The sequence below is a fragment of the Klebsiella sp. WP3-W18-ESBL-02 genome (assembly GCF_014168815.1).
In the GTDB taxonomy this organism is placed as follows: Bacteria; Pseudomonadota; Gammaproteobacteria; order Enterobacterales; family Enterobacteriaceae; genus Kluyvera; species Kluyvera ascorbata_B.
Window position 1 is genome coordinate 100,502 of sequence record NZ_AP021972.1, and the last position, 22,335, is coordinate 122,836.

The window sequence follows — 22,335 nt, forward strand, 5'->3', positions numbered from 1 at the left end:
ATATTCATTAAAAATGAGACAATTCTTAGTCGATGGGTATACTAGGCAACATATTTTCACGGAAGGAATCTTTCCTCGTGATAATACCGCAGTCTTTAATCTTTATTAGCATTATAAAACGCTTTTAATCTTCTATGTAGCAAGGTGATTGCAGCGCACGTTTAATAAAGATTTAGCGCGTTATCTTTTTTGTCATTTTTTACTGGTACTCCAAAATGAGCATTATTATTGAACGTGAAGATCGTCATGGGGAAGGCTTTGTCGCCGCATCTCCTGCCAGCGTGGGCGTAATCTCATTAGCTCGACGCGTTGCTAAATATAATGTGTCTGTGCTGGTGACCGGTGAAACAGGAACCGGAAAAGAGTGTGTCGCTAAATATATCCATGAGCATGCCTGCGGCAGTGAAGCCCCGTACGTCGGGGTTAACTGTGCCGCTATTCCAGAGAGTATGCTGGAAGCTGTTTTATTTGGTTATGAAAAGGGTGCGTTTACCGGTGCGGTCGCCAGCGTGGCCGGAAAATTCGAACAGGCGAACGGTGGTACGCTGCTGCTGGACGAAATCGGCGATATGCCGCTGCCGTTACAGGCAAAACTCCTGCGCGTATTACAGGAACAGGAAGTTGAACGTCTGGGAAGCCATAAACGTATTCCGCTGGATATTCGCCTGATTGCTTCTACGAATAAAGACTTACAGCAGGAAATTGCCGAAGGACGATTCCGTCAGGATCTGTTCTACCGTATTTCCGTCGTGCCTATCCATATTACGCCGCTGCGCGAACGTAAGCAGGACATCCTGCCTCTGGTGCAGCGTTTTATCGCCAAATACCGTGCCTTCCACAAAGGAGAGGTTCGCCTGAGCGACGATGCGCGCAATGCGCTGTTGGGCTACGACTGGCCGGGCAATGTGCGCGAGCTGGAGAACGTTATCCAGCGCGGCATGATTCTCGGCAACGGCGATGAAATTAAAGCCGCCGACTTTGGGCTGGTAGCGCGCGTGCCGCTACCGGAAACGCCGGCCGTGGGCGTGATGCCCGCTTACCGCGAGCAGGACAGCGGCAGTTCCGCCATCCGTGATGTGAAGCTGCACGGCCGCCTGGCGGAGTACCAGTACATTATCGATCTGCTTAAGCGCCATAAGGGCAATAAATCCAAAACCGCGGAGTTTTTAGGTATTACGCCGCGCGCTCTGCGCTACCGCCTTGCGTCAATGCGTGATGAAGGCATTGATATCGAATGTTATTCCTGAGGCCAGAAAGGAACAAATAATGGATAAGATTGCCGCCGCAGGTATTAACACCGCGCAACAGGCGCTGCTGGAGCGTATGCAGCAGACGGCGATGCTGGCGTCTGCCGGCTCGGCCAGCGCCGCCCAGACGATTGCGCCCGCAAACGGCGCGTTCGCCAGCGCTAACCCGGTCTCTTTCTCCCGCGTGTTAAACAACGCCATCGACAACGTTGACGCCCTGCAGCATAGCGCGGGCGCCAAACAGACCGCCATTGATATGGGTCAGAGCGACGATTTAGCCGGCGCGATGATCGAAAGCCAGAAAGCCAGCGTGGCCTTCTCGGCGATGATGCAGGTGCGCAATAAGCTCAACAGCGCGCTCGACGAAGTGATGAATATTTCGCTGTAAGGTCTGTACCGTGTTAAACAAAATCAAAGCTCGCCTCCCTGCCATCTCTCTGCCCACTGGCGTAAACAATCCTAAGCTGCTGGCGATTGCCGGCGGCGTGGTGCTGGCTATCGCCATCATTGCGTCGCTGTGGAACCGCAATCAGGGCTATGTCGCGCTGTACGGCGCGCAGGAACAGGTGCCCGTTTCCCAGGTTGTGGACGTGCTGGGGGCAGAAAATATTGCCTACCGCATTAACCCTGACAACGGCCAGGTGCTGGTGACCGAAAATAAACTGTCGCAGGCGCGCATGGCGCTGGCGGCAAAGGGCATCAGCGCGGCGACGCCGGACGGCTACGAGCTGATGGACAAAGAAGAAATGCTCGGCAGCAGTCAGTTCATCCAGAACGTGCGCTACAAGCGCAGCCTGGAAGGTGAGCTGGCAAAAAGCATTATGGCGCTGGAGCCGGTAGAGCACGCGCGCGTGCACCTTGGGCTGAGCGAGTCCAGCTCGTTCGTCCTGACGAATAAACCGAATAGCAGCGCCTCGGTCGTGGTGCAGCTGCGCTATGGGCGACAGTTAGATGAACAACAGGTCGCCTCTATTGTACAGCTGGTTTCCGGTTCGGTGCCGGGCATGGCGGCGGGTAGCGTGCGGGTGGTCGATCAGGCGGGTAACCTGCTGTCGGACGGCGTCGCCGGCCCGGATGGCAGTATTGCCGGCAAGCGTCTGGGTGACGACGTTACGCAGCGCATTCGCGAAGATACCAGTAAAAATATCGCCAGCCTGCTGACTTCATTGGTGGGCGCAGGCAACTACCGTATCAGCGTGGCGCCGACCGTAGACCTAAGCCGCGTGGAAGAAACTCAGGAGCGCTTGGGTAAAGATCCGCGCGTCAGCGATGAGCAGCTGAGTCAGGAAAACACCACCAATGAGATGGCGTTTGGCATTCCCGGCTCGCTGAGCAACCGTCCCGTCAACCAGAACCCGCAGGCCGCGGCGGCACAGGCTGCCGGTGCAGCGGCTCCGGCTGCGGCAACGACGGCCGCAAACAACACCAGCGATCCGCGTTCCCTTACCAGCCGTAGCCAGGAGCAGCGCAAGTACGCCTTCGACCGCGATATTCGCCATATCCGTCACCCCGGCTACAAGCTGGAGAAACTGAGCGTGGCCGTGGCGCTGAACCAAACGGCGCCCGCGCTGGCGAATATCGCCCCTGAGCAGTTGACCGCGATTACCCGTCTGGTGGAGAGCGCCGCCGGGATTGATAAACAGCGCGGCGATGCGCTGACGCTGGACGTACTGGCCTTTACCGCCCCGGTGAACGACGGCGCGCTGAGTCAGAAATGGTGGAAAGACCCGGATATGCAGTACTGGGGGCAGAACGGCGGTATTGGCCTGCTGGCGCTGCTGACGCTGCTGTTTGGCGTGCGCCCGCTGGCCCAACGTCTGGGCCGTCGTGAGCGTCTGGTCAATGAGGTTGAGCAGAATGACAAAGACCTGCTGACCGATGAATCTGACGTGGTGCAGGACAGCCTGACCGGGTTGCCGAGCACGGCCTTCAATAACAATGATGATCTGCTGCCGCCGCAAAGTTCCGGCCTGGAAACCAAAGTGGAGTACCTCCAGGTCCTGGCCCAGAGTGAGACTGAGCGCGTAGCGGAAGTTCTGAAACAATGGATTAACAGCAATGACCGAAGCAACAGTAAGTCGGAGTAGCAGTTCGGGTAGCCGTAGCCGCCTGGAGCAGGCGGCCATCCTGCTGATGAGCGTGGGTGAAGAAGCGGCGGCGCAGGTGATGCAGAAGCTGAACCGCGAAGAGGTGGTGCTGCTAAGCGAAACCATGGCGCGTTTGCACGACGTAAAGGTCAACCACGCGCGTCAGGCGATGAACAACTTCTTCTCTGACTATCGCGAGCAGAGCGGCATCAACGGTGCCTCGCGCTACTACCTGCGCAGCATTCTGGAAAAAGCGCTGGGCGGCGAAATCGCCCGCAGCGTGATTAACGGCATTTACGGCGATGAGATCCGCTATCGCATGGCGCGCTTGCAGTGGGTCGATACCCCACAGCTGGCGGCGCTGATTGAGCAGGAGCACCTGCAGCTGCAGGCGGTGTTCCTTGCCTTCCTGCCGCCGGATATTGCCGCCAGCGTGCTGAGCGTGCTGCCGAAAGAGCGTCAGGACGAAATCATCTACCGCATCGCGCGGCTTGATGATGTTAACCGTGACGTCATTGATGAACTGGACCGCCTGATAGACCGCGGCATTGCGGTGCTGTCCGAGCACGGTTCGAAGGTGGCAGGCATTAAGCACGCCGCCAACATCGTCAACCGTATTCCGAGCAATCAGCAGGAGCTACTGGAGCAGCTGCGCGAGCGTGACGAAAGCGTGGTGGACGATTTGCAGGACGAAATGTACGAATTCTACATCCTCAGCCGCCAGACGCCGATGACGCTGCAGCGCCTGATGGATGAGGTGCCTATCGACGAATGGGCCGTTGCGCTGAAGGGTACCGAGCCGGTGCTGCGTCAGGCCATTTTCAACGTTATGCCAAAACGTCAGGTGACGCTGCTGCAAAGCACCACCACCCGTCTGGGGCCGGTGCCGGTCAGCCGTATCGAACAGGTGCGTAAAGAGATCATGCAGACCCTGCGTCAGCTGGTGGAAGAAGGCGAGATTCAGGTTCAGCTGTTCGCCGAGCAGACGGTGGAATAAGCCATGTTCAAAAAACGGAGCTTCCCGCTGTCCGCCGCTCGATCGACCGCCGTCAAGCCGCAGCTGCATCGATTTCCGCCGCTGCGTAAACGCTGGGCGACCCCCGATGCGCCGCTAGAAGACAACGCGGTGGCGGCGCCGGACCCGGCCGAATATCAGCAGCAGCTTGAGGAAGGCTTCCGTGAAGGCGTGAGCCAGGGCTTTGCGCAGGGACGGGAAGAGGGCAAAGAAGACGGTTATCAGGAAGGCGTACGTCTGGGCTTTGAAGACGGGATGCGTAAGGGCCTGGCCGACGGTAAACAGCAGGCTCGTCAGCAGTTCCTGGACGCCGCGGCGCCGTTTGAGCAGATGACCGCCAACGTGCAGCAGTTTCTTGACCGCTACGAACAGCGTCGTCGCGAAGAGCTGATGCAGCTGGTGGAAAAAGTGACGCGGCAGGTGATTCGCTGCGAACTGGCGCTGCATCCGACCCAGCTACTGGCGCTGGTGGAAGAGGCGGTGACCAGCCTGCCGCAGCCGCCTGAGCAGGTTCGCGTCCTGCTGAACGCCGAAGAATTCCGCCGCATCAGTGAAGCGGAGCCGGAAAAGGCCCGCGAATGGGGGCTGACCGCCGATTCGGCGCTGGAACCTGGCGAGTGCCGCGTGGTGACCGATACGACCGAGATGGACGTTGGCTGCCAGCATCGCCTCGATCAGTGCATGTCAGTGCTAAAAGACAACCTGCTGCCGGAAACCGCGCATGAGCAGCCTTGATTTCGAGCAGGCGCTGCGATCGATTGAGCAGATCGATCTGGCGCGCGTTGCCGGGCGTCTGGTGCGGGTAAACGGCATTCTGCTGGAGTGCGTGGGCTGCCGTCTGGCGATTGGCCAGCTGTGCCATGTTGAAAGCATCGAGCAAGAAATGATGGACGCTCAGGTCGTCGGCTTCGACCGTGACGTCACCTACCTGATGCCGTTTAAGCAGCCTTCCGGTCTGATCGCCGGTGCGCGCGTGTTCCCTGCCGGGAAAAGCGAAGGCGTGATGATTGGCGACCAGTGGCTGGGGCGCGTGGTGAACGGTCTGGGCGAACCGCTGGACGACAAAGGCAAGCTGGGCGGCGACACCCTGTTGCCACAGCAGCTACCGCAGGTGCATCCATTAAAACGCCAGCCGGTGGAAGCACCGCTGGACGTTGGCGTACGTGCGATAAACGGCCTGCTGACCATCGGCAAAGGCCAGCGCGTGGGGCTGATGGCGGGCAGCGGCGTAGGGAAAAGCGTACTGCTGGGGATGATTACCCGCTACACCCAGGCTGAAGTGGTCGTGGTCGGGCTGATCGGCGAACGCGGTCGTGAGGTCAAAGAGTTTATTGAGAACGCCCTGCAGGCCGAAGGGCTGGCGAAGTCGGTGATTGTTGCCGCGCCTGCGGACGAATCGCCGCTGATGCGTATTAAGGCCACCGAGCTGTGCCACACCATCGCCAGCTACTACCGCGATAAAGGCAAAGACGTACTGCTGCTGGTGGATTCATTGACCCGCTACGCCATGGCACAGCGTGAAATTGCGCTGTCGCTCGGCGAGCCGCCGGCCACCAAAGGCTACCCGCCGTCGGCGTTCAGCATGATCCCCCGGCTGGTGGAGAGCGCGGGTAATAGTGAAAGCCGCGGATCGATGACGGCGCTCTATACCGTGCTGGCGGAAGGGGACGATCAGCAGGATCCGATCGTTGACTGCGCGCGCGCGGTACTCGACGGTCATATCGTTCTCTCGCGCCATCTGGCGGAGGCGGGACACTACCCGGCTATCGATATTGGCCAGTCTATCAGCCGCTGTATGAGCCAGGTCACGAGCCGCGATCATCAGCTGGCCGCACGTACGCTCAAGCAGCTGTATGCCGAATACCAGAGTATTAAGCCGTTGATTCCACTCGGCGGTTACGTGGCCGGGGCCGACCCGCTGGCCGACAGGGCCGTGCGGCTCTCGCCGGCGATAACGCAATTCTTACAACAGGAAGTTCAGGACGCAGCGTTAATGGATGCCACCATTAATGACCTGCGCACGCTGGCGCAAGCAGGGTAATGCACGATGAGCAAACTGATTTCTACGCTGGAACAGCTTCACCTGATGCGCACCCGCGCGGTGGACGATCTTAGCGCGAAGCTGGCGTCGCAAAAGCAGGTCTGCCAACGCTTTGAGAAGAATATAGATGCGCTGACCTCGCTGGCCTCCGGGCTGGCGTCGCAGAGCGTGAACAGCGCCGTCATGATGATCAATCAGTCGAAATATAAACATAATATTCAGCGTGTTATCGACTGGCAGAAACAAGAGCAGGCGCTGGCAACGCTTGAAGCCAATAAAATTCAGGGCAACCTGCTGGCTGAGGCAAAGCGCGAGAAAAGCCTTGAGCTGGTGCTGGATGCTAAACGCAGCGACCGCCGGATGGAGCTCAACCGTCGGGAGCAAAAAATGACGGATGCGGTTTCTGCCCAGTGCTGGCTACGCCAGCAGCAGGCCGCGGCACGGCAGCGATAATTGTGATGAAAACCGCGAATAAAACGAACCTGATGTCCGCGCTGATTGCTCGCCAGCAGCGTCCGCGGCCGCAGACAACGCCGTTTGTCAGCGTCGTCTGCCCGACCTACAACCGCCGCGAGTTTCTGCCCTATCTGCTCTATATCTGGCAATACCAGGACTATCCGGCGGACCGGCGCGAGCTGATTATTCTCGATGACTCCGCAAGCAGTAATGCCGATCTTGTTGAGATGATGAGCGATCCGGCGACGCCGAACGTGCGCTATATCCACAGCCCGGCGCGCCTGACGCTGGGCAATAAGCGCAATCGGCTCAATGCGCTGGCGAAAGGCGAATACATCATCTGCTTTGATGACGATGACTACTATGCGCCGGATAAAATTTCTTATCAGGTGGCGCAGATGCAGGCCAACCGCGCCCCCTTCTCCGGCAGTGACCAGATCTATATCTGGTATAGCCATCTGGACAAAATTTACCTGACGCACCCGTTCGGCCAATGCCACGCGCTGAACGGCACGTTTGGTTATCACCGTAGTCTGCTGAAAACACACCGCTATGACGATGATGCCAGCCGAGCGGAAGAGGACGGTTTTCTCAAAGGGTTTACGACGCCGGTTCAGCAGCTTGATCCGCAGCGGGCCATCCTGTGCATTTCGCACAGCAGCAATACCTACGACAAAGACTACATCCTGGACACCTCTACGGCCGTGGACCTGACGCTCGATGATTTTGTCAGCGATGCCAATCTGCTGGCGCACTATCGCCGTCTGAGTACCGCGCCGCTTAATGCGCAGGTGAACTGGTCGGTGTTTGAGAAGGTGGCCGTTCTTTACGATCCACTGCAGGCATCAGCGCTGTCCTCACGCTGTGAGGCGCTGCTGGCGCTAGGCGTGCAGGCCGGCCAAATCTGGCCGGTGGCGAAAGTGGCTGATGAACGCCAGACCCACGTTCAGGTCATCGCGCAGGCGAAACGGCAGGGCTGGCGGAACGTGGCGCTACTGGATGCCGAACTGCAGTTCGTCAGGAAGGAAAATGCGGTCAACAACATCAACAAGCTGCTTAATGGCCTGGATCAGCTGGACTGGCAGGTGCTGCTGCTCGGCGGCCGCTATGACAGCTTCCGGCCAACCCAGTCTTTACAAGGGGTGGCGCGAATCTATAACGCAGGCTGCGCGTGCGCCTACGCGGTGAATGCGAATTACTACGACACGCTGCTGGACGCCTATCAGGATAAGACGACACACCCTGCCAGCCTTGATAGCTGCTGGACCACCCTGATGAGCCAGCCATCGCTATGGCTGGGCTTTAGCCCAAGTTTCGCCTTCTTACAGCGTCATTCGGATCCTGCCACCGGCGAACCGATTGACTGCACCCACTGGTTTTTCCGTAAGCATCGGGAAACCGTGCCCGTGAAAGAGAATGAACATGGAACTGATTGAACATTATCACCCTGAATTTGTTTCGCGTTTTGATGCGCGAGAAACGCCCTGCGACTGTCCTGCCTGTCAGCAGGCTGAGGAAGCGTGGCCGCACATTAGCGTGAAGCTGAAAAATCAGCAGCGCGAGACGCTGGATATCGGCTGTGAAACGGCGGCCAAAGAGATGTTGTTCAACCCGGAAGCCTTCATTCTGCACACTGCGCAGGCTGCGCCGCAGAGTGATGATCTGCTGAGCGCGTGGAGCGAGGTGCTTAACCAACAGTGCATCAACCTGGCGGTGCATCCGGCGTTGACGCTGGACGTCAGCCTGTACGCCATTGGCGTGCTGCTGAGCAAAGCGCAGCAGCATCATGACTGCGGGGAAAGCGACCCGGCGCTGCTGGTGAGCCTGGGCGAGCAGCTGGCTACGCTGGCGGAACAAGGCGTACTGGCGCAGCAGTTCGCGATGCTGCCGCCGATCGCGGAAAATCGTATTGCGGCGTTAAAAGCGATGGGCACGATGCGCCTGAATCTGAACCTGCCGATGGTTGAGAAAATGGGGATGACGTTGAAGCTGAGCGAGCTGTCGATCATGCAGCCTGCCCGACTGGCAGAGCGTCAGCAGATGCTGGATGCGGCCTGGTCCACGCTTACGCTGTTTAATCATCAGCCGCATACTCTGCGCAATATTCTTATTTATCAGCTGTATAGCGATATTTTCCCCGGCGTAGGCTGCACCAATTACGGCGAAGCGCTGCTGGGTCTGGCGCGCCAGTTCTTCCACATCAAAATGCTGTGCGCTATTCGCGCCGAGCAGGGTGAGCTGACCCAGGACGACGTGGCGCTGCTGGTTAGCGCGCTGCGCGGCTGGCAACAGCAGAACCCGCTGACGGCGGAAGAGGGAACCTCTTCCGACTATAGCCTGCTCTGTGGTTTAGCATTGTTGTAATGCCATGCGTCACGATGCCGGGGCATTCCGGCATCTATCGTCCTCGCCTTTGAACGTAACAACCTGATAGGTTCGCCATGGTCATGTTTTTGATTGAGGGGATCAACTACGCTCAGTTCTTCTCTCGTATTGTTAACGCCCTGCCGGAACAGAAGCAAAAAGACGCGATCTTTGTTTCCCGGGATCGGCCGATCTGCGAATTCGTGAAGCATCAGCTTCCTCAGTGTCAGGTTATTCAGATTCCGATTTTCACTTCAGCGCCCGTCGAGGCGGCGTTTCGACAATCCAGTCCTCGGCTGGCCAAACGGCTTGGAAAATCGCTCGAGGAGTGCTTTGAGTATGTTGTGGGTGGCGGTGAACGAGAGGTGTGCTGGCAAGTACTGATGTCATGCTTCGTGTTCATTAGTCAGTTTGACCCCGCAACGATTTCGCGTGTTGTGATGTGCAGTGGCTGCGGAATTGGCGCAAAAGCGGCGAAAGCATTCTGTGAGATGACGTCGATCCCCACGCAGTTTGTAGAGCTGGCGAATCTACCGGACAAGATTTTTGTCGACCCTGAAGGTACCAACGCGCATTCCCGGCTGGCAATGACGCCGGAGATTCTCGATCGTTACCCGGCGGTGGATGAGGGTATGCATCAATCCTGGATGGCGCATTACCATACCTTTAAGTCGCGACCGCCACGCCAGGCTCTGGGAAACGCGCTGGCAGACGTTATTGAGGCAAGTTCTCAGCATAAGGTTCTCAATACCGGGATACCGTATCTTTTTGTTCCGCTCCAGGTTTCAACTGATGCGCAGCTGTGGCTGTATTCCGACTTTAAAAATGAAGATGTGATTCGATATGCGTTACATCTTGCAGAACAAAGGGGCTACCACGTGGTGGTCAAGATTCACCCGGCTGAGCCAAAGCGCGAGGAGGTGCAACATATCGTGCGGCTCCAACAAACGCTGGGCTTTATGTTATCAAATGAACTGACGACTGAACTTATCAAGCAATCTGAAGAGGTTGTGACGATTAACTCGACGGTAGGCCTTGAAGGGTTATTACTGCATAAACCGGTCACGGCGATCGGCCATTGTTTCTATAAAACATTCGATTATGAAAGGTTGAAAAAGTATATCCATCACTACCTTTTTGATGGCGTTGATTTTTTTAGTAATGAACCTATTGCGCGTAATACGGCCATCGCGTTTCTGAACCGTTAATGCCTGGAGTGAATAATACGATGGGGCAAAACCCGGCGATTGCTGATGAACTGGCTTTCCTGATCGAAATTAAAAATCTGGCGTTAACGCTATCCAGAAAAAAGGATGATGCGGTTATTGATGCCATTAAACAATGCGTTCTGCTGTACCAGCACTGTATTCCTGAGGGAAAACCTGCGATTGATTTTATCGAGCAGTTAATTATCACCGCTGAAAAAGAGGCGACTGATAGTGAGATAATCTCTTTTTCAGAATATTTGTCGACCTTCTGGCAATGGATGGTACAACGTCGACCATGGGATTTTGTTTATGTTGGTACTCGGCAAAATGTGGCGCTGATAGAGGGTATTCTGGATAAGGAATCCCTGCGCTGTGCGCGGGTTATCTACACCGATGAGGGCGCAGCGGAAGACTTATTGGCTGTGCCGCCGTTATCTCGTCCAGTACTGCTGGTGGACAATCAGGGTGAGCGCCACGTGGGCAGCGAAAATGGACTTGGGCTTATCAACATTGAAGCGGCGGCTGCATGCGCTGGTCATCTTGACGGTTTTCTCGGCGTTATCCGTCAGCATATTGATATGGTCGGGATCCTCAATAACAATCTGCAAAAGCTGAACAGCCATCCTCAATTTAATAAGGCGATCCTCGGTTCGTCTTTTGCATATTACGGCATGCACGATGCGCTATTGAATAACTCGGTGAATCTATCGATTGCGAGCGGTGATGCAACGTACAATAAAACGTTGGTCGAGCACTGCATTGCTGCGTGCAATGTGCGAGATTTCGTCATCGTGACAGGCTTTTTCGAACTCTTTCATGAGCTCTCAAAAGGGGCCAATAGCTATTTTCATTTGGCTTCCTGTTTTTTTAATGAAAATAGTATTCCGTATGATTACCGTCGACAATCAGCGTATAAACGGTTCGCCTTTCATTACGCGCGTGAACCGATCGTTGATTTGCTCAATATTGATATTGTTGCATGGGCAGCAAAGCGTGAAATTGCGGGGTTACGCCCGCACGTCTCATTAAAACCAGAAAAAAAAATCACTACCACTTCCCATTATAGTCAGGCTCTGGCGCGTCGTGAGGCTGACTATTTTGCCCAGTTTTATGATCGTGAAGGGGTCGCCGAATACAATAAGCTCATCATCCAGCAGATGGTTGAGCAGGTGAGCGTCGCTCAAGGGCATATTTATTTCGTTATTCAGCCCTTTACTCCGCAGTACAACGCATTGTTCCATAAGGAGATGCGGCAGCAGACGAAAGCGTTCCTGAGCGCTATTGCCGATAATGAATCCGTGTTTTTTATCGACATGTCCGAAGATCGGGATTTTGAGCCAGAGGATTATTCCGATGCGCATCACTTGAACTTTCGCGGTGCCAGGAAACTGCTGCGTAAGCTGGAATGGCTTCAGCTTTAGATCTGCATTCGTTGTCTGGCAAGGCGAATTTGCCAGACAACGATCCTACCCCTGCTGGTACAGCCAATTCTCCGGCGCGCTGGCATTCAGCACATTCCCCAGAATCTCCTGCTGCATATTCATCAACGCGCCGTTGTAGTCGTTGGCAATCTGGCAGTCGGCGGCCTGCTGCTGCAGCCCTTGCCAGAGGGCAGAAACGGAAGGCTGATGGGTGACGGGGAGGCGGGCGATCAGCGTTTTCATGCCTTCGGTGTTGGGATCGATGCCCAGACCGTTCAGATGCTGGTAGCGCTGCTGGCTGCTTTTCGACAGCTGCTGGTACAGCGCCATAATCTGCTCGTTAACCGCGTCCAACGACGCGGCGTCGCGTGCCACAATATGGTGGCGCTGCTTCTCAAGAAGGGCGGCCAGGGCGGGGTAGCGCTTGCGGTCCTCGGTCATGTCCTGAATCAGTGCTTTAACGCGCTGGGCTGCGTGAGTCATAAATTACCTCTGAAAATACTTCTGCATTGCGTCAGTCAGCGCATCAACGTTAACGCTGATTTTGCCGCTGCTGATGGCCTCTTTCATTTCGGCCACGCGCGCCATGTCCACTTCCGGCAGCGTGCTCAGCTGGGTTTGTGCATCGCCCAGTACGGGATCGATGGCGGCGCTGCGCGTCACGCTGGAGCCTTCCTGCGCCACGGTGCGGGTTTGTTCCGCGCTGCTTGCTTTATTGATTGCGGTGGTCAGGTTGTACTGTGTCGCGCTAACTTTCATCGCTTCGCCCTCGTTTTGATTGTTTATTGTGGTTGCGTATGAGCCTTGCCCTGCGGAAGCAGGACTTCCTGCGCCGTTGTCAGTAAAGAGCGGCCTGCGGGGCCGGTAACTTAAACGGAAGAGGAAGTTTTTTACTGCCCGCTGGCGTACACCATGTTCACCACGCCGATATCGGCGACGATGGCGCTGACCACGCGCCCGCTGCTCTCATTTTTCACCTTAATCATCTCGCCTTTGCGACCCTTCTTCATGGCTTCACCCATGGTACGGGCCTCCACGCCGTTTTGTGACGCCACCATCATGACCCGCTGGCCGCGGTCAACCAGCGTCGGCGAATCCAACTGGCTGAGCATAATCGGCTGGCGATCGCGCACGCGGCGTTTGACGGTCATCCCGATAACGTCTTCTGGTTTGGTCAGGTAGTCGCCGCGGGTGCTGCTGATGTTGAATTTGCGGATGGCGATACGGTCGGCGGTGATCACCTGGCCGCGATCGAGGGCGCTGTCGGCGACGATGACCGGCAGATAGATATCCGGTTTGACCGTGACGGCAATATCCCAGCCGCTGGCATCGGCGCAGCGGACGTCAAAACGCAGGCGGTTGAGGTCGAGACGGTCGCCGCCGGGCAGAGAAACCGCCGGTTCCTGGCGACAGGTTGCGTACTGCGAGGCTTCCGCAGGAATAAACAGGTTCATCTTCGCCTGATATTCAGGCCACTGACGGCGTTTGGCTTCCTGGCGAACGATGTCGGCCGCGTGGAGCTGGACGGCGACGTAAATTTGCTTGCGGGCGCTGGTGGGGCGTTCGGCGGCGGGCACACTGCTCGCCAGCGCCAGCAGGAAAAAGCCCGCGAGGAAGCGGAAATCCCGTTTCACACCTGCGCGAAATAAATGAACAAAAATATTATAAATCATGTAGTTAAAACCTTGGCATGAAAATTGCTATACGAAAGCGCAGATCGAGCAGGTTTTAGTTTCACGAGGGTGTGAATTGTGAGTATTACTTTTGACAAAGCATTGGGCGTTCATCCACAGGCTGTAGCACTTCGACTTTCCCGAGCAGAGTTGCTGTCAGCCAATCTGGCAAACGTCGATACCCCCAACTTCCAGGCTAAAGATATTGATTTTGCCTCTGAGATGCAACGCTCGCGGTCGAGTTTTTCTCAGCAGACGTCAGCGCAGGAGATGTATCGCGTGCCCTATCAACCCGCTTCGGACGGGAACACCGTGTCGCTGAACGTTGAGCAGGCCGAGTTTGCGAAGAACACCCAGGACTATCAGATGAGCCTGGCTTTTTTAAACATGAAGTTCACTGGCCTCAAGCAGGCCATTGAAGGTAAGTAAACCAACGCAGGTAACCACGGATTATGGCTTTTTCGGATATCTATCGCGTGTCGGGATCGGCGATGACGGCGCAAACCGTTCGTCTTAACACCATCGCCAGTAACCTCGCTAACGCGGAAACCGCCTCTGCGACCGAAGACGGCACCTATAAAGCGCGCCGCCCGGTTTTTGCAGCGGTTTATAAAAATGATGAGTTGATGCAAAGCCGCGCGCTGACCGGCGCGCGCGTGCAGGTGATGGACGTTATCGAAACCGGCAGTGCGGTACAGCGTTACGAGCCACATAACCCGATGGCCAGCACCGACGGTTACGTCTACTACCCGGACGTCAACGTGGTGGAAGAGATGGCCGACATGATGTCCGCGTCGCGTGGTTTTGAAACCAACGTCGACGTGCTGAACAGCGTTAAAAGCATGCAGCAAAGCCTGCTGCGACTGGGAGAAGCATAACGATGAACGTAGATAGCGCCTACACCGACAGCCGCGCGTCCAGCAGTACGGACGGCGTCGTCAGCAGCAATACCGCTTCCGGCATGAATACCATGTTTATGCAGCTGCTGGTGGCGCAGATCCAGAATCAGGATCCGCTGAACCCCACTGACGGCACCGAGTACGTCAGCCAGCTGGCGCAGCTCACCCAGGTGCAGTCGATGGAAACCATGTCGCAGCTGATGGCCAACAGCTCCGTGCTGATGGACAACCTGCAGACTCTCACCACCGGCAATCTGGTCGGGCAGCACGTGATGGTGCAGACCGGCTCGATTGAAAGCGACGGCGAAACGGTCCTCGACGGCCGTCTGACCCTGGAGCACGCCGCCAACGTGGTGACGGTGATCGTGAAAGACTCTGCCGGCGTGGAGCACAAGATTGAGCTGGGCAAACAGGAAGCGGGCCAGGTGGACTTTACCATCGACCCGGAAGAACTGGGCCTGAGCGAGGGGAAATACACCCTGAGCGTGGTGACCGATACCGGCGAAGAGAACGTGCCGATTGAAGTCGGCGGCGTGGTCAGCAACGTGCGCATTCCGCTCGACGGCAGCTCGACCGTACTGAACATCAACGGTCTGGGCGAGATTGCCTACAACAACATTACCCAGTTTGGCACCACCGCAAAAAATACAGCCTGAAGTGAATCAGGCAGCGAATTAAACAGGAACGATTATGAGCTTTAGTATTGCAACTTCCGGTCTGAATGCCGTTACCGAACAGCTGAACGCTATCTCGAACAACATTGCCAACTCCGGCACCGTGGGCTTTAAGTCCGGCCGCGCTGAGTTTTCCGCGCTGTACGCCGAAAGCCAGCCGCTGGGCGTGGGCGTCTCTGCCGTGACCCAGAGCATCACCAAAGGGGGCAGCATCACCTCTACCGGCACCGCGCTGGATCTGGCGATTAACGGCAACGGTTTCTTTATGGTTCGCGATAGCGCGGGGACGACCGCCTATACCCGTGCGGGCTACTTCGGTACCGATAGCAACGGCAACCTGGTGAATAACCTGGGCATGTACCTTCAGGGCTATCCGGTCGACGCCAGCGGCACGCTGCAGGTGGGTTCCATCAGCAACCTGACCATCAGCAGCGGTTCCATTCCGGCAAAAGCCACCGAGAGCATCGACTTTACCGCCAATATTGATGCGCGAGCGGAAGTCCCGGCCACCTCGCCGTTCGACTATAAAGACAATACCTCCTACAACAACTCCTACACCACGCAGGTTTATGATTCGCTGGGCCGTGAACACACGCTGAACCAGTACTTCGTCAAAACCGGCGAGAACGAATGGCAAGTGCACTACTACATGGACGATCAGCCGGTGACCAGCGGTGGTGTGAATCAGGTGCAAAACCTGACGTTCAACAGCCAGGGTATTCTGACGGACCCGAGCGGCTCGGTTGCCCTGACCGCCGATATTGCGGGCGCTGACGCGATTACTCTGGACATGAGCTACAGCGGCACCACGCAGTACGGCTCCGACTTCTCGGTCAGTAAAAATAAAGGCGACGGCTATGCCTCCGGCGAGCGTACCGGCCAGGCGATTGACGAAGACGGCAGCGTCTACGCCACCTTCTCCAACGGGGAGCGCCTGCTGCAAGGTCAGCTGGTGCTGGCGAACTTTACCAACCCGAACGGTCTGCAATCGCAGGACGGCACTACCTGGGCGCAAACCGCCAGTTCCGGCACACCGCTGACCGGCACGCCGGGTTCCGGTCTGCTGGGCTCCATCGTGTCCGGCGCGCTGGAATCTTCCAACGTCGACCTGACCTCTGAGCTGGTGGGGCTGATGACCGCCCAGCGCAACTACCAGGCGAACACCAAAGTTATCAGCACCAACGACAGCATGATGAGCGCGCTGTTCCAGGCGGTGTAATCGATGGATCGCCTACTTTTCACCGCGGTCAGCGGCGCCTCGCGCAGCCTGTCGCAGCAGGAGATTCACGCTAACAACCTGGCAAACGTCAATACCCAGGGCTTTCGCAGCGATCTCGATAAGGCGCTGACCCAGCAGGTCAGCGGCGAGGGGTATGCCTCCCGCTATCTGGCGCAGCCTACCCAGGGCGGCGTGGATTTAGCGCCGGGCGCGGTACGGGAAACCGGCCGCGATCTGGACATTGCCGTCAAAGGCGACGGGCTGATTGCGCTGCGCAGCGGCCCGCGTGAGGTCTACACCCGTAACGGCCAGATTGACGTCAACGCCGACGGCGAGTTGTCGGTAAGCGGCCTGCCGCTGGAGGGCGACAATGGCCCTATCGTGCTGCCGCCGTTCTCTTCCGTGTCGATTGCCGAGGATGGGGTCATCACCATTGTCCCGGAAGATGGCGACATTGCCGCGCCGATGGAGGTTGACCGCGTCAAGCTGGTGAATATTCCGGCCAGCCAGCTCAGTAAGAACGACGCCGGTTTTCTGGTCAGCAACGCCGCGTTCACCCCCCGTGATGAAGACGTCACGGTGGCCGCCGGACATCTGGAGGCGGCCAACGTGTCGGCTATCGGTGAGATGGTTTCCAGCATTGCGCTCAACCGTCAGTTCGAAGCGCAGATCAAGATGATGAAGGCTGCAGAAGATTTGGCAACCGCAGGCAACCGCCTGATTCGCGGCACCTAAGAAGACGAATTAAGGAATACAGATGAATCCCGCTTTATGGATTAGTAAAACTGGTTTAGCGGCGCAGGACGCCAAAATGACCGCCATCTCCAACAACCTGGCGAACGTTAACACCACCAGTTTTAAACGCGACCGTGCGATGTTCGCCGATCTGTTCTATCAGAACCAGCGTACGCCGGGCGGCCAGCTCGATCAGAACAACGTCTCCCCGACCGGTATTCAGTACGGTACCGGGGTCAAGATTGTCGGCACCCAGAAAGAGTTCACCGTTGGCAGCATTCAGAACACCGGGCAGAGCCTTGACGTTGCCATTTCCGGACAGGGCTTTTTCCAGGTCGAGACTGCCAACGGCGATATCGCCTATACCCGCGCCGGCAACCTGCAAAAAACGCCGGAAGGCGTGCTGACCAACGCCCAGGGCCTGCCGCTGATCCCGCAGATTGAGCTGCCGGACAACGTCAAAGATATCCAGATTGGCAAAGACGGCACCATTACTGCCACCGTTGCGGGCGAGGCCGATCCGGTTGAGCTGGGCCAGCTAACGCTGGTGAATTTCGTCAATCCGGCCGGCCTGGAAGCCATCGGCGGCAACCTGTATCTCGAAACCGCCGCCAGCGGTGAAGCGGTAGAGGGCGTGCCGGGTGAAGAGGCGTTTGGCCAGTTGGAGCAGGGGTCGCTGGAAGGCTCAAACGTGCAGGTCGTTGAAGAGATGGTCGACATGATCACCGTACAGCGCGCCTATGAAATGAACGCCAAAATGGTCTCTGCCGCAGACGACATGCTGAAGTTTGTCACGCAGTCGATGTAACGGCAGGGCAGTAAAGAGAACGCAATGAAAAAGCAGGTAGTAGTCGTTTTGCTGGCACTGTTGCTGTCGGGCTGTGAAAGCCCGGCATTGCTGGTGCACAAAGACGACGCGGCGTATGCGCCGCCGGAAGATTTTGCCATGCCGGAAACCAAAGTACGCAGCGGCGGCGTCTACAACAGTGGCTATAACTGGTCGCTGATTCAGGATCGCCGCGCCTATCGCGTGGGTGACATTCTGACCGTGAAGCTGGACGAATCCACGCAGGCCAGCAAGCAGGCGCGGACCAACTTCGGCAAGAAGAACGACGTCTCCCTTGGGGTGCCGGAAGCCTTCGGCCACTCGGTCGATAAGCTCTCTGGTTCAGTAGACGGCAACCGTAACTTCAACGGCAGCGCCACGTCGCAGCAGCAAAACAGCCTGCGCGGCGCGATCACCGTGGCGGTCTATAAAGTGCTGCCTAACGGCGTGCTGGCGATTCGCGGTGAAAAGTGGCTCACCCTCAACCAGGGCGACGAGTATATGCGCGTCACCGGGCTGGTGCGCGCTGATGATATTGAGCGCGATAACTCGGTATCGTCGCAGCGCATTGCCAACGCGCGCATCTCCTACGCCGGGCGCGGCGCGTTGAGCGATGCCAACGCCGCTGGCTGGCTGGTGCGCTTCTTCAACCACCCGCTGTTCCCTATCTGACGGAGGCCATAATGTTGAAACGGATCCTCTTTTTGCTGTGTCTTTTCAGCGCGGGCGCCGTGGCGCAGCCGCTGCGTGACGTGGTGGATATCCAGGGCGTACGCGGCAACCAGCTGATTGGCTACAGCCTGGTGGTCGGCCTTGACGGTACCGGTGATAAAAACCAGGTGAAGTTCACCAGTCAATCGGTCACCAATATGCTGCGCCAGTTCGGCGTGCAGCTGCCGGCCAAAATCGATCCGAAGGTGAAGAACGTGGCGGCGGTGGCGATCAGCGCCACGCTACCGCCGGGCTACTCCCTCGGTCAGAGTATTGACGTGACCGTCTCGTCAATCGGCGATGCCAAAAGCCTGCGCGGCGGTACGCTGCTGCTTACCCAACTGCGCGGCGCCGATGGCGAAGTGTACGCGTTAGCGCAGGGGAACGTGGTGGTCGGCGGCGTGAAGGCCGAGGGCAACAGCGGTTCCAGCGTGACGATTAACACCCCGACCGTAGGCCGCGTGCCGAACGGCGGTTCCGTTGAGCGTGAAATCGCCAGTGACTTCCAGCAGGAGCCGATGGTGATGCTTAACCTCAAACGGCCAAGCTTTAAAACCGCCAACACCGTTGCCGTGGCGCTGAATAACGCCTTTGGCTCGGGCACGGCGACGGCGCAGAGCGCGACCAACGTCGCGGTACGCGCGCCGATGGGCGCCGGTGCGCGCGTCGCCTTTATGTCGGCGCTGGAAGACGTGCAGATTAACGCCGGTAAGCAGCCGCCGCGCGTGGTGTTTAACGCCCGCACCGGCACGGTGGTGATTGGCGATGGCGTGATCGTGCGCGCCGCTGCGGTCTCCCACGGCAACCTGACGGTCACTATTCGCGAGTCTTCCAACGTCAGCCAGCCGAACGCGTTCGGCCAGGGCCAGACGGTGGTCACGCCGGAGAGCGACGTCAGCGTTAATCGCGGTCGCGGCCAGATGGTGACCATTTCTGCCGGTACCAGCCTGCGCAGCATTGTGAATACCTTAAACAGCCTGGGCGCCGCGCCGGATGACACCATGGCCATTTTGCAGGCGCTGCATGAAGCGGGCGCGCTGGATGCTGAACTGGTGGTGATGTAATGCTGGATGCCATTAACCGCCAGACCGCAATTCTGCCCGGCGATATGACCGGGCAGGTAAAGCCGCAGAATCTTGAGCAGGCGGCCGAACAGTTTGAAGCGCTGATGCTGAAATCGATGCTATCGCAGATGCGTAAAGCCGCTGACGTGCTGGGAGAAGATAACCCGTTTAACAGTAAGCAGCAGCGCATGATGCGTGATTTTTATGATGACAAGATGGCGTCCGAGCTGGCCTCTCAGCGCAGCACCGGTATCGCGCAGATGATCATAAACCAACTGACGCCGCAAACCGCGGCACCGCTTAAGAATGACGCGCAGGTGGCCGCTTTACAGGGGCAACCGCAAGAACTTAATACGCCCGTCGTTCCCGTGACCCGAAGGGCAGGAGTAAGCCATGAGTATGATTAATATCGCCTATAGTGGTCTACAGGCGGCCCAGTTGGGCATGAACGTAACGTCGATGAACACGGCTAACTATCTGACCTCCGGCTATAGCCGTCAGGGCATTATTCAGAGCGCCGTTGGCCCAATGGGCGAAGCCGGCATTTCGCCCGGCAGCGGCGTGCAGGTGGATAGCATTCGCCGTATCTCCAGCCAGTATCTGGTTAATCAGGTGTGGCAGACCAATACCAAGGCCAACTACTACAGCATGGGCAACCAGTATATTGGCGCGCTGGAAAAGGTGATCGGTACGGACTCCACCAGTCTTGGTGCCGGTCTGGATGAATTTGTCAGCGCCATGAGCGCGCTGACGCAGCAGCCGGAGTCTCAGGCGCTGCGCCAGCAGCTGCTGAACCAGGCCAATTCCCTGGCGACCCGCTTCAACAGCATGAACGACTTTATCTCCAGCCAGAAAACGTCAATCGGCACCCAGCGCGGGGCGATGGTCGATCAGATCAACACGCTGAGCGGCGGTATTGCCGACTACAACAAGAAAATTGTTGAGATGGATGCGACCGGCGGCAACAGTAGCGTGCTGCGCGATCAGCGCGATGAGCTGGTGAAACAGCTGAGCTCGCTGGCGGACGTGAAGGTGAGCGACGACAGCAGCGGCTACACCGTGGCGCTGAGCAACGGTCAGCCGCTGGTCAGCGGTAAAACCGCCGGTCAGCTGAGCGTTGGCACGGACGGCAACGGCAACTCAACGCTGACGCTGAAGTTCTCGACCAGCGAATTTTCGCTCAACCCGTCGGCCGGTGGCCAACTGGGCGCGCTTTACGATTACGAAGTGGGCACGCTAAAGCAGATGAGTGACGCCGTTCAGGGGATGGCATCCGCCGTGGCCGACATGTTTAACAATCAGTTGGCTGATGGCTTCGATCTGAATGGGCAGAGCGGTAAACCGCTGTTTACCTTCGATCCGTCAAACCCGGCCGGGATGCTTCAGGTTAACGATCTCTCGCCGGACGAGCTGGCGCTGTCCGGCGATCCGCTGGAGCCGGGTAACGGCGACAACCTTAACGCGCTGATCGAACTGAAAAACGAAAAAACCGATATACCGGGGCTCGGCAATATGAGCCTGAGCGAAGGCGCGGCGGCGATTATTTCCACCATTGGTATTGCCAGCAAACAGAGCCAGACCGAGATGGAAGCGGCGACGTCGGTCAGCGCAGAAGCCCAGACGCAGCGCGACAACCTGAGCGCGGTAAACCAGGATGAAGAGGCGATCAATCTGCAGGTTTATATGCAGGCCTATCAGGCGAACATGAAGGTGATCGCCGCAGGGAACCAGGTCTTCAGCGATCTGCTCGGTATTTTCTAAACGCCATCAGGAGCACTAACCCATGCGTATTAGCGGTCTTAACAATTCTAACGCCATGCTGGCGCAGCTCGGCGTAAACGGCAATCGCGTCGCCAAACTGATGGAACAGCTGTCGACGCAAAAGCGCGTCAACGTCCCGTCAGATGACCCGGTGGCGGCTAGCCGCCTGGTGCAGCTGAGCCGCGAACAGTCGGCAATTAAGCAGTATCAAAGCAATATCACGAGCCTGAGCGGCGCGCTGTCGGTGCAGGAATCGCACATTACGGCAATGAGCAATCAGGTGCTGGCGGTAAGCGATAAGCTCAAGCTGGCGAACAACAGTACGCTGAGCCAGAAAGATCTGGCGAGCTACGGCGCCGAGCTGGAGTCGATGCTGGACTCACTGGTCGCGACAATGAATAGCAAAAATGAGAACGGCAGCTATCTGTTTTCCGGCACCATGACCGGCACGAAGGCCGTTGAGCTGGTGGACGGTCAGTACGTTTTTGGCGGGAACGATCAATCGCGTGAAACTCTGGTGGCCAACGGCGTGGCCATTACGGAAAACACCCATGTTGCGCAGGCATTTTCCGGCGCTGGCGACGATCTCAAGATGCTGAATATGCTGAAAGAGTTGAGCCAGAATATGCAGGATCCGAATATGAACTATGCGGATTATCAGGATGATATTTCGGCGATGATCGGTATGACCCAAACGACCAGCGATAGCCTGGGCGCGCTGTTTACCGATCTTGGCGGCCGTCAGAATCGCCTGACGCTGATTGGCGATGCGCACACCGACGTTAGCCTGTCGAATGCGCAGGTGGAAACCGACCTTAACGCAGCGGACTCGGCCACAACCACCATCAATCTTCAGCTGTACATGACATCAATGCAGATCACCAATAAGGCGTACAGCATGGTCAGCCAGCTTAATCTCTTCAGCATGTTGTAA

General features: G+C 57.3%; 24 protein-coding genes and 2 pseudogenes. 23 read left to right on the forward strand and 3 right to left on the reverse strand.

Features of this window, described 5'->3' with window-relative positions; genetic code table 11:
• Positions 1-215: 215 nt before the first annotated feature.
• The 12 genes and pseudogenes from H7R56_RS00460 to H7R56_RS00510 form a co-directional block, all read left to right on the forward strand.
• Positions 216-986: pseudogene (locus tag H7R56_RS00460) on the forward strand (sigma-54 interaction domain-containing protein); the annotation flags it as partial.
• A gap of 93 nt (positions 987-1,079) precedes the next feature.
• A pseudogene (locus tag H7R56_RS27995) lies at positions 1,080-1,247 on the forward strand (helix-turn-helix domain-containing protein); the annotation flags it as partial.
• A 19-nt stretch (positions 1,248-1,266) separates the two neighbouring features.
• Positions 1,267-1,635 carry a flagellar hook-basal body complex protein FliE gene (locus tag H7R56_RS00465; protein ID WP_106924881.1) on the forward strand — a complete coding sequence of 123 codons (369 nt, stop codon included), beginning with the start codon at positions 1,267-1,269 and terminating at the stop codon, positions 1,633-1,635.
• A gap of 10 nt (positions 1,636-1,645) precedes the next feature.
• Positions 1,646-3,334 (forward strand): flagellar basal-body MS-ring/collar protein FliF, encoded by a 1,689-nt coding sequence (fliF, locus tag H7R56_RS00470; RefSeq protein WP_106924882.1) that lies wholly within the window; start codon positions 1,646-1,648, stop codon positions 3,332-3,334.
• A complete protein-coding gene (locus H7R56_RS00475; RefSeq protein ID WP_106924883.1) occupies positions 3,306-4,331 on the forward strand; it encodes a flagellar motor switch protein FliG in 1,026 nt (341 codons plus the stop codon). The genes fliF and H7R56_RS00475 overlap by 29 nt, the downstream gene beginning before the upstream one ends.
• Positions 4,332-4,334: 3 nt before the next feature.
• Positions 4,335-5,084, forward strand: coding sequence for a flagellar assembly protein FliH (gene fliH / locus H7R56_RS00480; protein WP_106924884.1), 750 nt, complete (start codon positions 4,335-4,337; stop codon positions 5,082-5,084).
• A complete protein-coding gene (fliI, locus tag H7R56_RS00485; protein WP_106924885.1) occupies positions 5,071-6,390 on the forward strand; it encodes a flagellar protein export ATPase FliI in 1,320 nt (439 codons plus the stop codon). Before fliH ends, fliI begins: the two co-directional genes overlap by 14 nt.
• Positions 6,391-6,396: 6 nt before the next feature.
• The gene (gene fliJ, locus H7R56_RS00490) at positions 6,397-6,843 is read left to right on the forward strand and encodes a flagellar export protein FliJ (protein WP_106924886.1); all 447 of its coding nucleotides are present in this window, start codon (positions 6,397-6,399) and stop codon (positions 6,841-6,843) included.
• A 5-nt stretch (positions 6,844-6,848) separates the two neighbouring features.
• Positions 6,849-8,282, forward strand: coding sequence for a glycosyltransferase family 2 protein (locus tag H7R56_RS00495; protein WP_223878912.1), 1,434 nt, complete (start codon positions 6,849-6,851; stop codon positions 8,280-8,282).
• Positions 8,269-9,210 carry a hypothetical protein gene (locus H7R56_RS00500; RefSeq protein WP_106924887.1) on the forward strand — a complete coding sequence of 314 codons (942 nt, stop codon included), beginning with the start codon at positions 8,269-8,271 and terminating at the stop codon, positions 9,208-9,210. The genes H7R56_RS00495 and H7R56_RS00500 overlap by 14 nt, the downstream gene beginning before the upstream one ends.
• 83 nt (positions 9,211-9,293) lie before the next feature.
• A complete protein-coding gene (locus tag H7R56_RS00505) occupies positions 9,294-10,418 on the forward strand; it encodes a capsular polysaccharide export protein, LipB/KpsS family (RefSeq protein ID WP_182928448.1) in 1,125 nt (374 codons plus the stop codon).
• A 20-nt stretch (positions 10,419-10,438) separates the two neighbouring features.
• Positions 10,439-11,839, forward strand: coding sequence for a hypothetical protein (locus tag H7R56_RS00510; protein WP_106924889.1), 1,401 nt, complete (start codon positions 10,439-10,441; stop codon positions 11,837-11,839).
• Positions 11,840-11,884: 45 nt separating this feature from the next.
• Here H7R56_RS00510 and H7R56_RS00515 read toward each other — a convergent pair whose 3' ends face one another.
• The 3 genes from H7R56_RS00515 to flgA form a co-directional block, all read right to left on the reverse strand.
• On the reverse strand, positions 11,885-12,322 hold the full coding sequence (locus H7R56_RS00515; RefSeq protein WP_106924890.1) for a flagellar protein FlgN: 438 nt from the start codon (positions 12,320-12,322) through the stop codon (positions 11,885-11,887).
• 3 nt (positions 12,323-12,325) lie between these two features.
• Positions 12,326-12,625 carry a flagellar biosynthesis anti-sigma factor FlgM gene (gene flgM, locus H7R56_RS00520; protein WP_223878915.1) on the reverse strand — a complete coding sequence of 100 codons (300 nt, stop codon included), beginning with the start codon at positions 12,623-12,625 and terminating at the stop codon, positions 12,326-12,328.
• A gap of 104 nt (positions 12,626-12,729) precedes the next feature.
• Positions 12,730-13,512 (reverse strand): flagellar basal body P-ring formation chaperone FlgA, encoded by a 783-nt coding sequence (gene flgA, locus H7R56_RS00525; RefSeq protein ID WP_106924892.1) that lies wholly within the window; start codon positions 13,510-13,512, stop codon positions 12,730-12,732.
• A 78-nt stretch (positions 13,513-13,590) separates the two neighbouring features.
• Between flgA and flgB the strand changes: the two genes are divergently transcribed.
• From flgB to flgL, 11 genes are read left to right on the forward strand one after another with little or no spacing between them, the layout of a single operon-like run.
• Complete coding sequence (gene flgB, locus H7R56_RS00530) at positions 13,591-13,941, forward strand: flagellar basal body rod protein FlgB (RefSeq protein WP_106924893.1); 351 nt, start codon at positions 13,591-13,593, stop codon at positions 13,939-13,941.
• A 23-nt stretch (positions 13,942-13,964) separates the two neighbouring features.
• Positions 13,965-14,390 (forward strand): flagellar basal body rod protein FlgC, encoded by a 426-nt coding sequence (gene flgC, locus H7R56_RS00535; RefSeq protein ID WP_106924894.1) that lies wholly within the window; start codon positions 13,965-13,967, stop codon positions 14,388-14,390.
• A 2-nt stretch (positions 14,391-14,392) separates the two neighbouring features.
• Positions 14,393-15,067: a flagellar hook assembly protein FlgD gene (gene flgD / locus H7R56_RS00540; protein WP_106924895.1), complete on the forward strand. Its 675-nt coding sequence runs from the start codon at positions 14,393-14,395 to the stop codon at positions 15,065-15,067.
• A gap of 34 nt (positions 15,068-15,101) precedes the next feature.
• On the forward strand, positions 15,102-16,304 hold the full coding sequence (gene flgE, locus H7R56_RS00545) for a flagellar hook protein FlgE (protein WP_106924896.1): 1,203 nt from the start codon (positions 15,102-15,104) through the stop codon (positions 16,302-16,304).
• Between the two features lie 3 nt (positions 16,305-16,307).
• The gene (locus tag H7R56_RS00550; protein ID WP_106924897.1) at positions 16,308-17,039 is read left to right on the forward strand and encodes a flagellar basal body rod protein FlgF; all 732 of its coding nucleotides are present in this window, start codon (positions 16,308-16,310) and stop codon (positions 17,037-17,039) included.
• 22 nt (positions 17,040-17,061) lie between these two features.
• On the forward strand, positions 17,062-17,847 hold the full coding sequence (flgG, locus tag H7R56_RS00555) for a flagellar basal-body rod protein FlgG (protein ID WP_106924898.1): 786 nt from the start codon (positions 17,062-17,064) through the stop codon (positions 17,845-17,847).
• A 24-nt stretch (positions 17,848-17,871) separates the two neighbouring features.
• The gene (flgH, locus tag H7R56_RS00560; RefSeq protein WP_106924899.1) at positions 17,872-18,537 is read left to right on the forward strand and encodes a flagellar basal body L-ring protein FlgH; all 666 of its coding nucleotides are present in this window, start codon (positions 17,872-17,874) and stop codon (positions 18,535-18,537) included.
• Between the two features lie 11 nt (positions 18,538-18,548).
• The gene (locus tag H7R56_RS00565) at positions 18,549-19,640 is read left to right on the forward strand and encodes a flagellar basal body P-ring protein FlgI (protein WP_106924900.1); all 1,092 of its coding nucleotides are present in this window, start codon (positions 18,549-18,551) and stop codon (positions 19,638-19,640) included.
• Positions 19,640-20,047, forward strand: coding sequence for a rod-binding protein (locus H7R56_RS00570; protein ID WP_106924901.1), 408 nt, complete (start codon positions 19,640-19,642; stop codon positions 20,045-20,047). Before H7R56_RS00565 ends, H7R56_RS00570 begins: the two co-directional genes overlap by 1 nt.
• Complete coding sequence (gene flgK, locus H7R56_RS00575) at positions 20,034-21,401, forward strand: flagellar hook-associated protein FlgK (protein WP_106924902.1); 1,368 nt, start codon at positions 20,034-20,036, stop codon at positions 21,399-21,401. Before H7R56_RS00570 ends, flgK begins: the two co-directional genes overlap by 14 nt.
• Before the next feature lie 22 nt (positions 21,402-21,423).
• Positions 21,424-22,335, forward strand: a complete 912-nt coding sequence (gene flgL / locus H7R56_RS00580; protein WP_106924903.1) for a flagellar hook-associated protein FlgL — start codon at positions 21,424-21,426, stop codon at positions 22,333-22,335.

What these genes read in the sequence shown, in the direction of transcription:
- H7R56_RS00465 (WP_106924881.1), top strand. Translation starts at nt 1,267, where the DNA reads ATGGATAAGATTGCCGCCGCAGGTATTAACACCGCGCAACAGGCGCTG.
- H7R56_RS00475 (WP_106924883.1), top strand. Translation starts at nt 3,306, where the DNA reads ATGACCGAAGCAACAGTAAGTCGGAGTAGCAGTTCGGGTAGCCGTAGC.
- fliH (WP_106924884.1), top strand. Translation starts at nt 4,335, where the DNA reads ATGTTCAAAAAACGGAGCTTCCCGCTGTCCGCCGCTCGATCGACCGCC.
- fliI (WP_106924885.1), top strand. Translation starts at nt 5,071, where the DNA reads ATGAGCAGCCTTGATTTCGAGCAGGCGCTGCGATCGATTGAGCAGATC.
- fliJ (WP_106924886.1), top strand. Translation starts at nt 6,397, where the DNA reads ATGAGCAAACTGATTTCTACGCTGGAACAGCTTCACCTGATGCGCACC.
- H7R56_RS00495 (WP_223878912.1), top strand. Translation starts at nt 6,849, where the DNA reads ATGAAAACCGCGAATAAAACGAACCTGATGTCCGCGCTGATTGCTCGC.
- H7R56_RS00500 (WP_106924887.1), top strand. Translation starts at nt 8,269, where the DNA reads ATGGAACTGATTGAACATTATCACCCTGAATTTGTTTCGCGTTTTGAT.
- H7R56_RS00505 (WP_182928448.1), top strand. Translation starts at nt 9,294, where the DNA reads ATGTTTTTGATTGAGGGGATCAACTACGCTCAGTTCTTCTCTCGTATT.
- H7R56_RS00510 (WP_106924889.1), top strand. Translation starts at nt 10,439, where the DNA reads ATGGGGCAAAACCCGGCGATTGCTGATGAACTGGCTTTCCTGATCGAA.
- H7R56_RS00515 (WP_106924890.1), bottom strand. Translation starts at nt 12,322, where the DNA reads ATGACTCACGCAGCCCAGCGCGTTAAAGCACTGATTCAGGACATGACC.
- flgA (WP_106924892.1), bottom strand. Translation starts at nt 13,512, where the DNA reads ATGATTTATAATATTTTTGTTCATTTATTTCGCGCAGGTGTGAAACGG.
- flgC (WP_106924894.1), top strand. Translation starts at nt 13,965, where the DNA reads ATGGCTTTTTCGGATATCTATCGCGTGTCGGGATCGGCGATGACGGCG.
- flgD (WP_106924895.1), top strand. Translation starts at nt 14,393, where the DNA reads ATGAACGTAGATAGCGCCTACACCGACAGCCGCGCGTCCAGCAGTACG.
- flgE (WP_106924896.1), top strand. Translation starts at nt 15,102, where the DNA reads ATGAGCTTTAGTATTGCAACTTCCGGTCTGAATGCCGTTACCGAACAG.
- H7R56_RS00550 (WP_106924897.1), top strand. Translation starts at nt 16,308, where the DNA reads ATGGATCGCCTACTTTTCACCGCGGTCAGCGGCGCCTCGCGCAGCCTG.
- flgG (WP_106924898.1), top strand. Translation starts at nt 17,062, where the DNA reads ATGAATCCCGCTTTATGGATTAGTAAAACTGGTTTAGCGGCGCAGGAC.
- flgH (WP_106924899.1), top strand. Translation starts at nt 17,872, where the DNA reads ATGAAAAAGCAGGTAGTAGTCGTTTTGCTGGCACTGTTGCTGTCGGGC.
- H7R56_RS00565 (WP_106924900.1), top strand. Translation starts at nt 18,549, where the DNA reads ATGTTGAAACGGATCCTCTTTTTGCTGTGTCTTTTCAGCGCGGGCGCC.
- H7R56_RS00570 (WP_106924901.1), top strand. Translation starts at nt 19,640, where the DNA reads ATGCTGGATGCCATTAACCGCCAGACCGCAATTCTGCCCGGCGATATG.
- flgK (WP_106924902.1), top strand. Translation starts at nt 20,034, where the DNA reads ATGAGTATGATTAATATCGCCTATAGTGGTCTACAGGCGGCCCAGTTG.
- flgL (WP_106924903.1), top strand. Translation starts at nt 21,424, where the DNA reads ATGCGTATTAGCGGTCTTAACAATTCTAACGCCATGCTGGCGCAGCTC.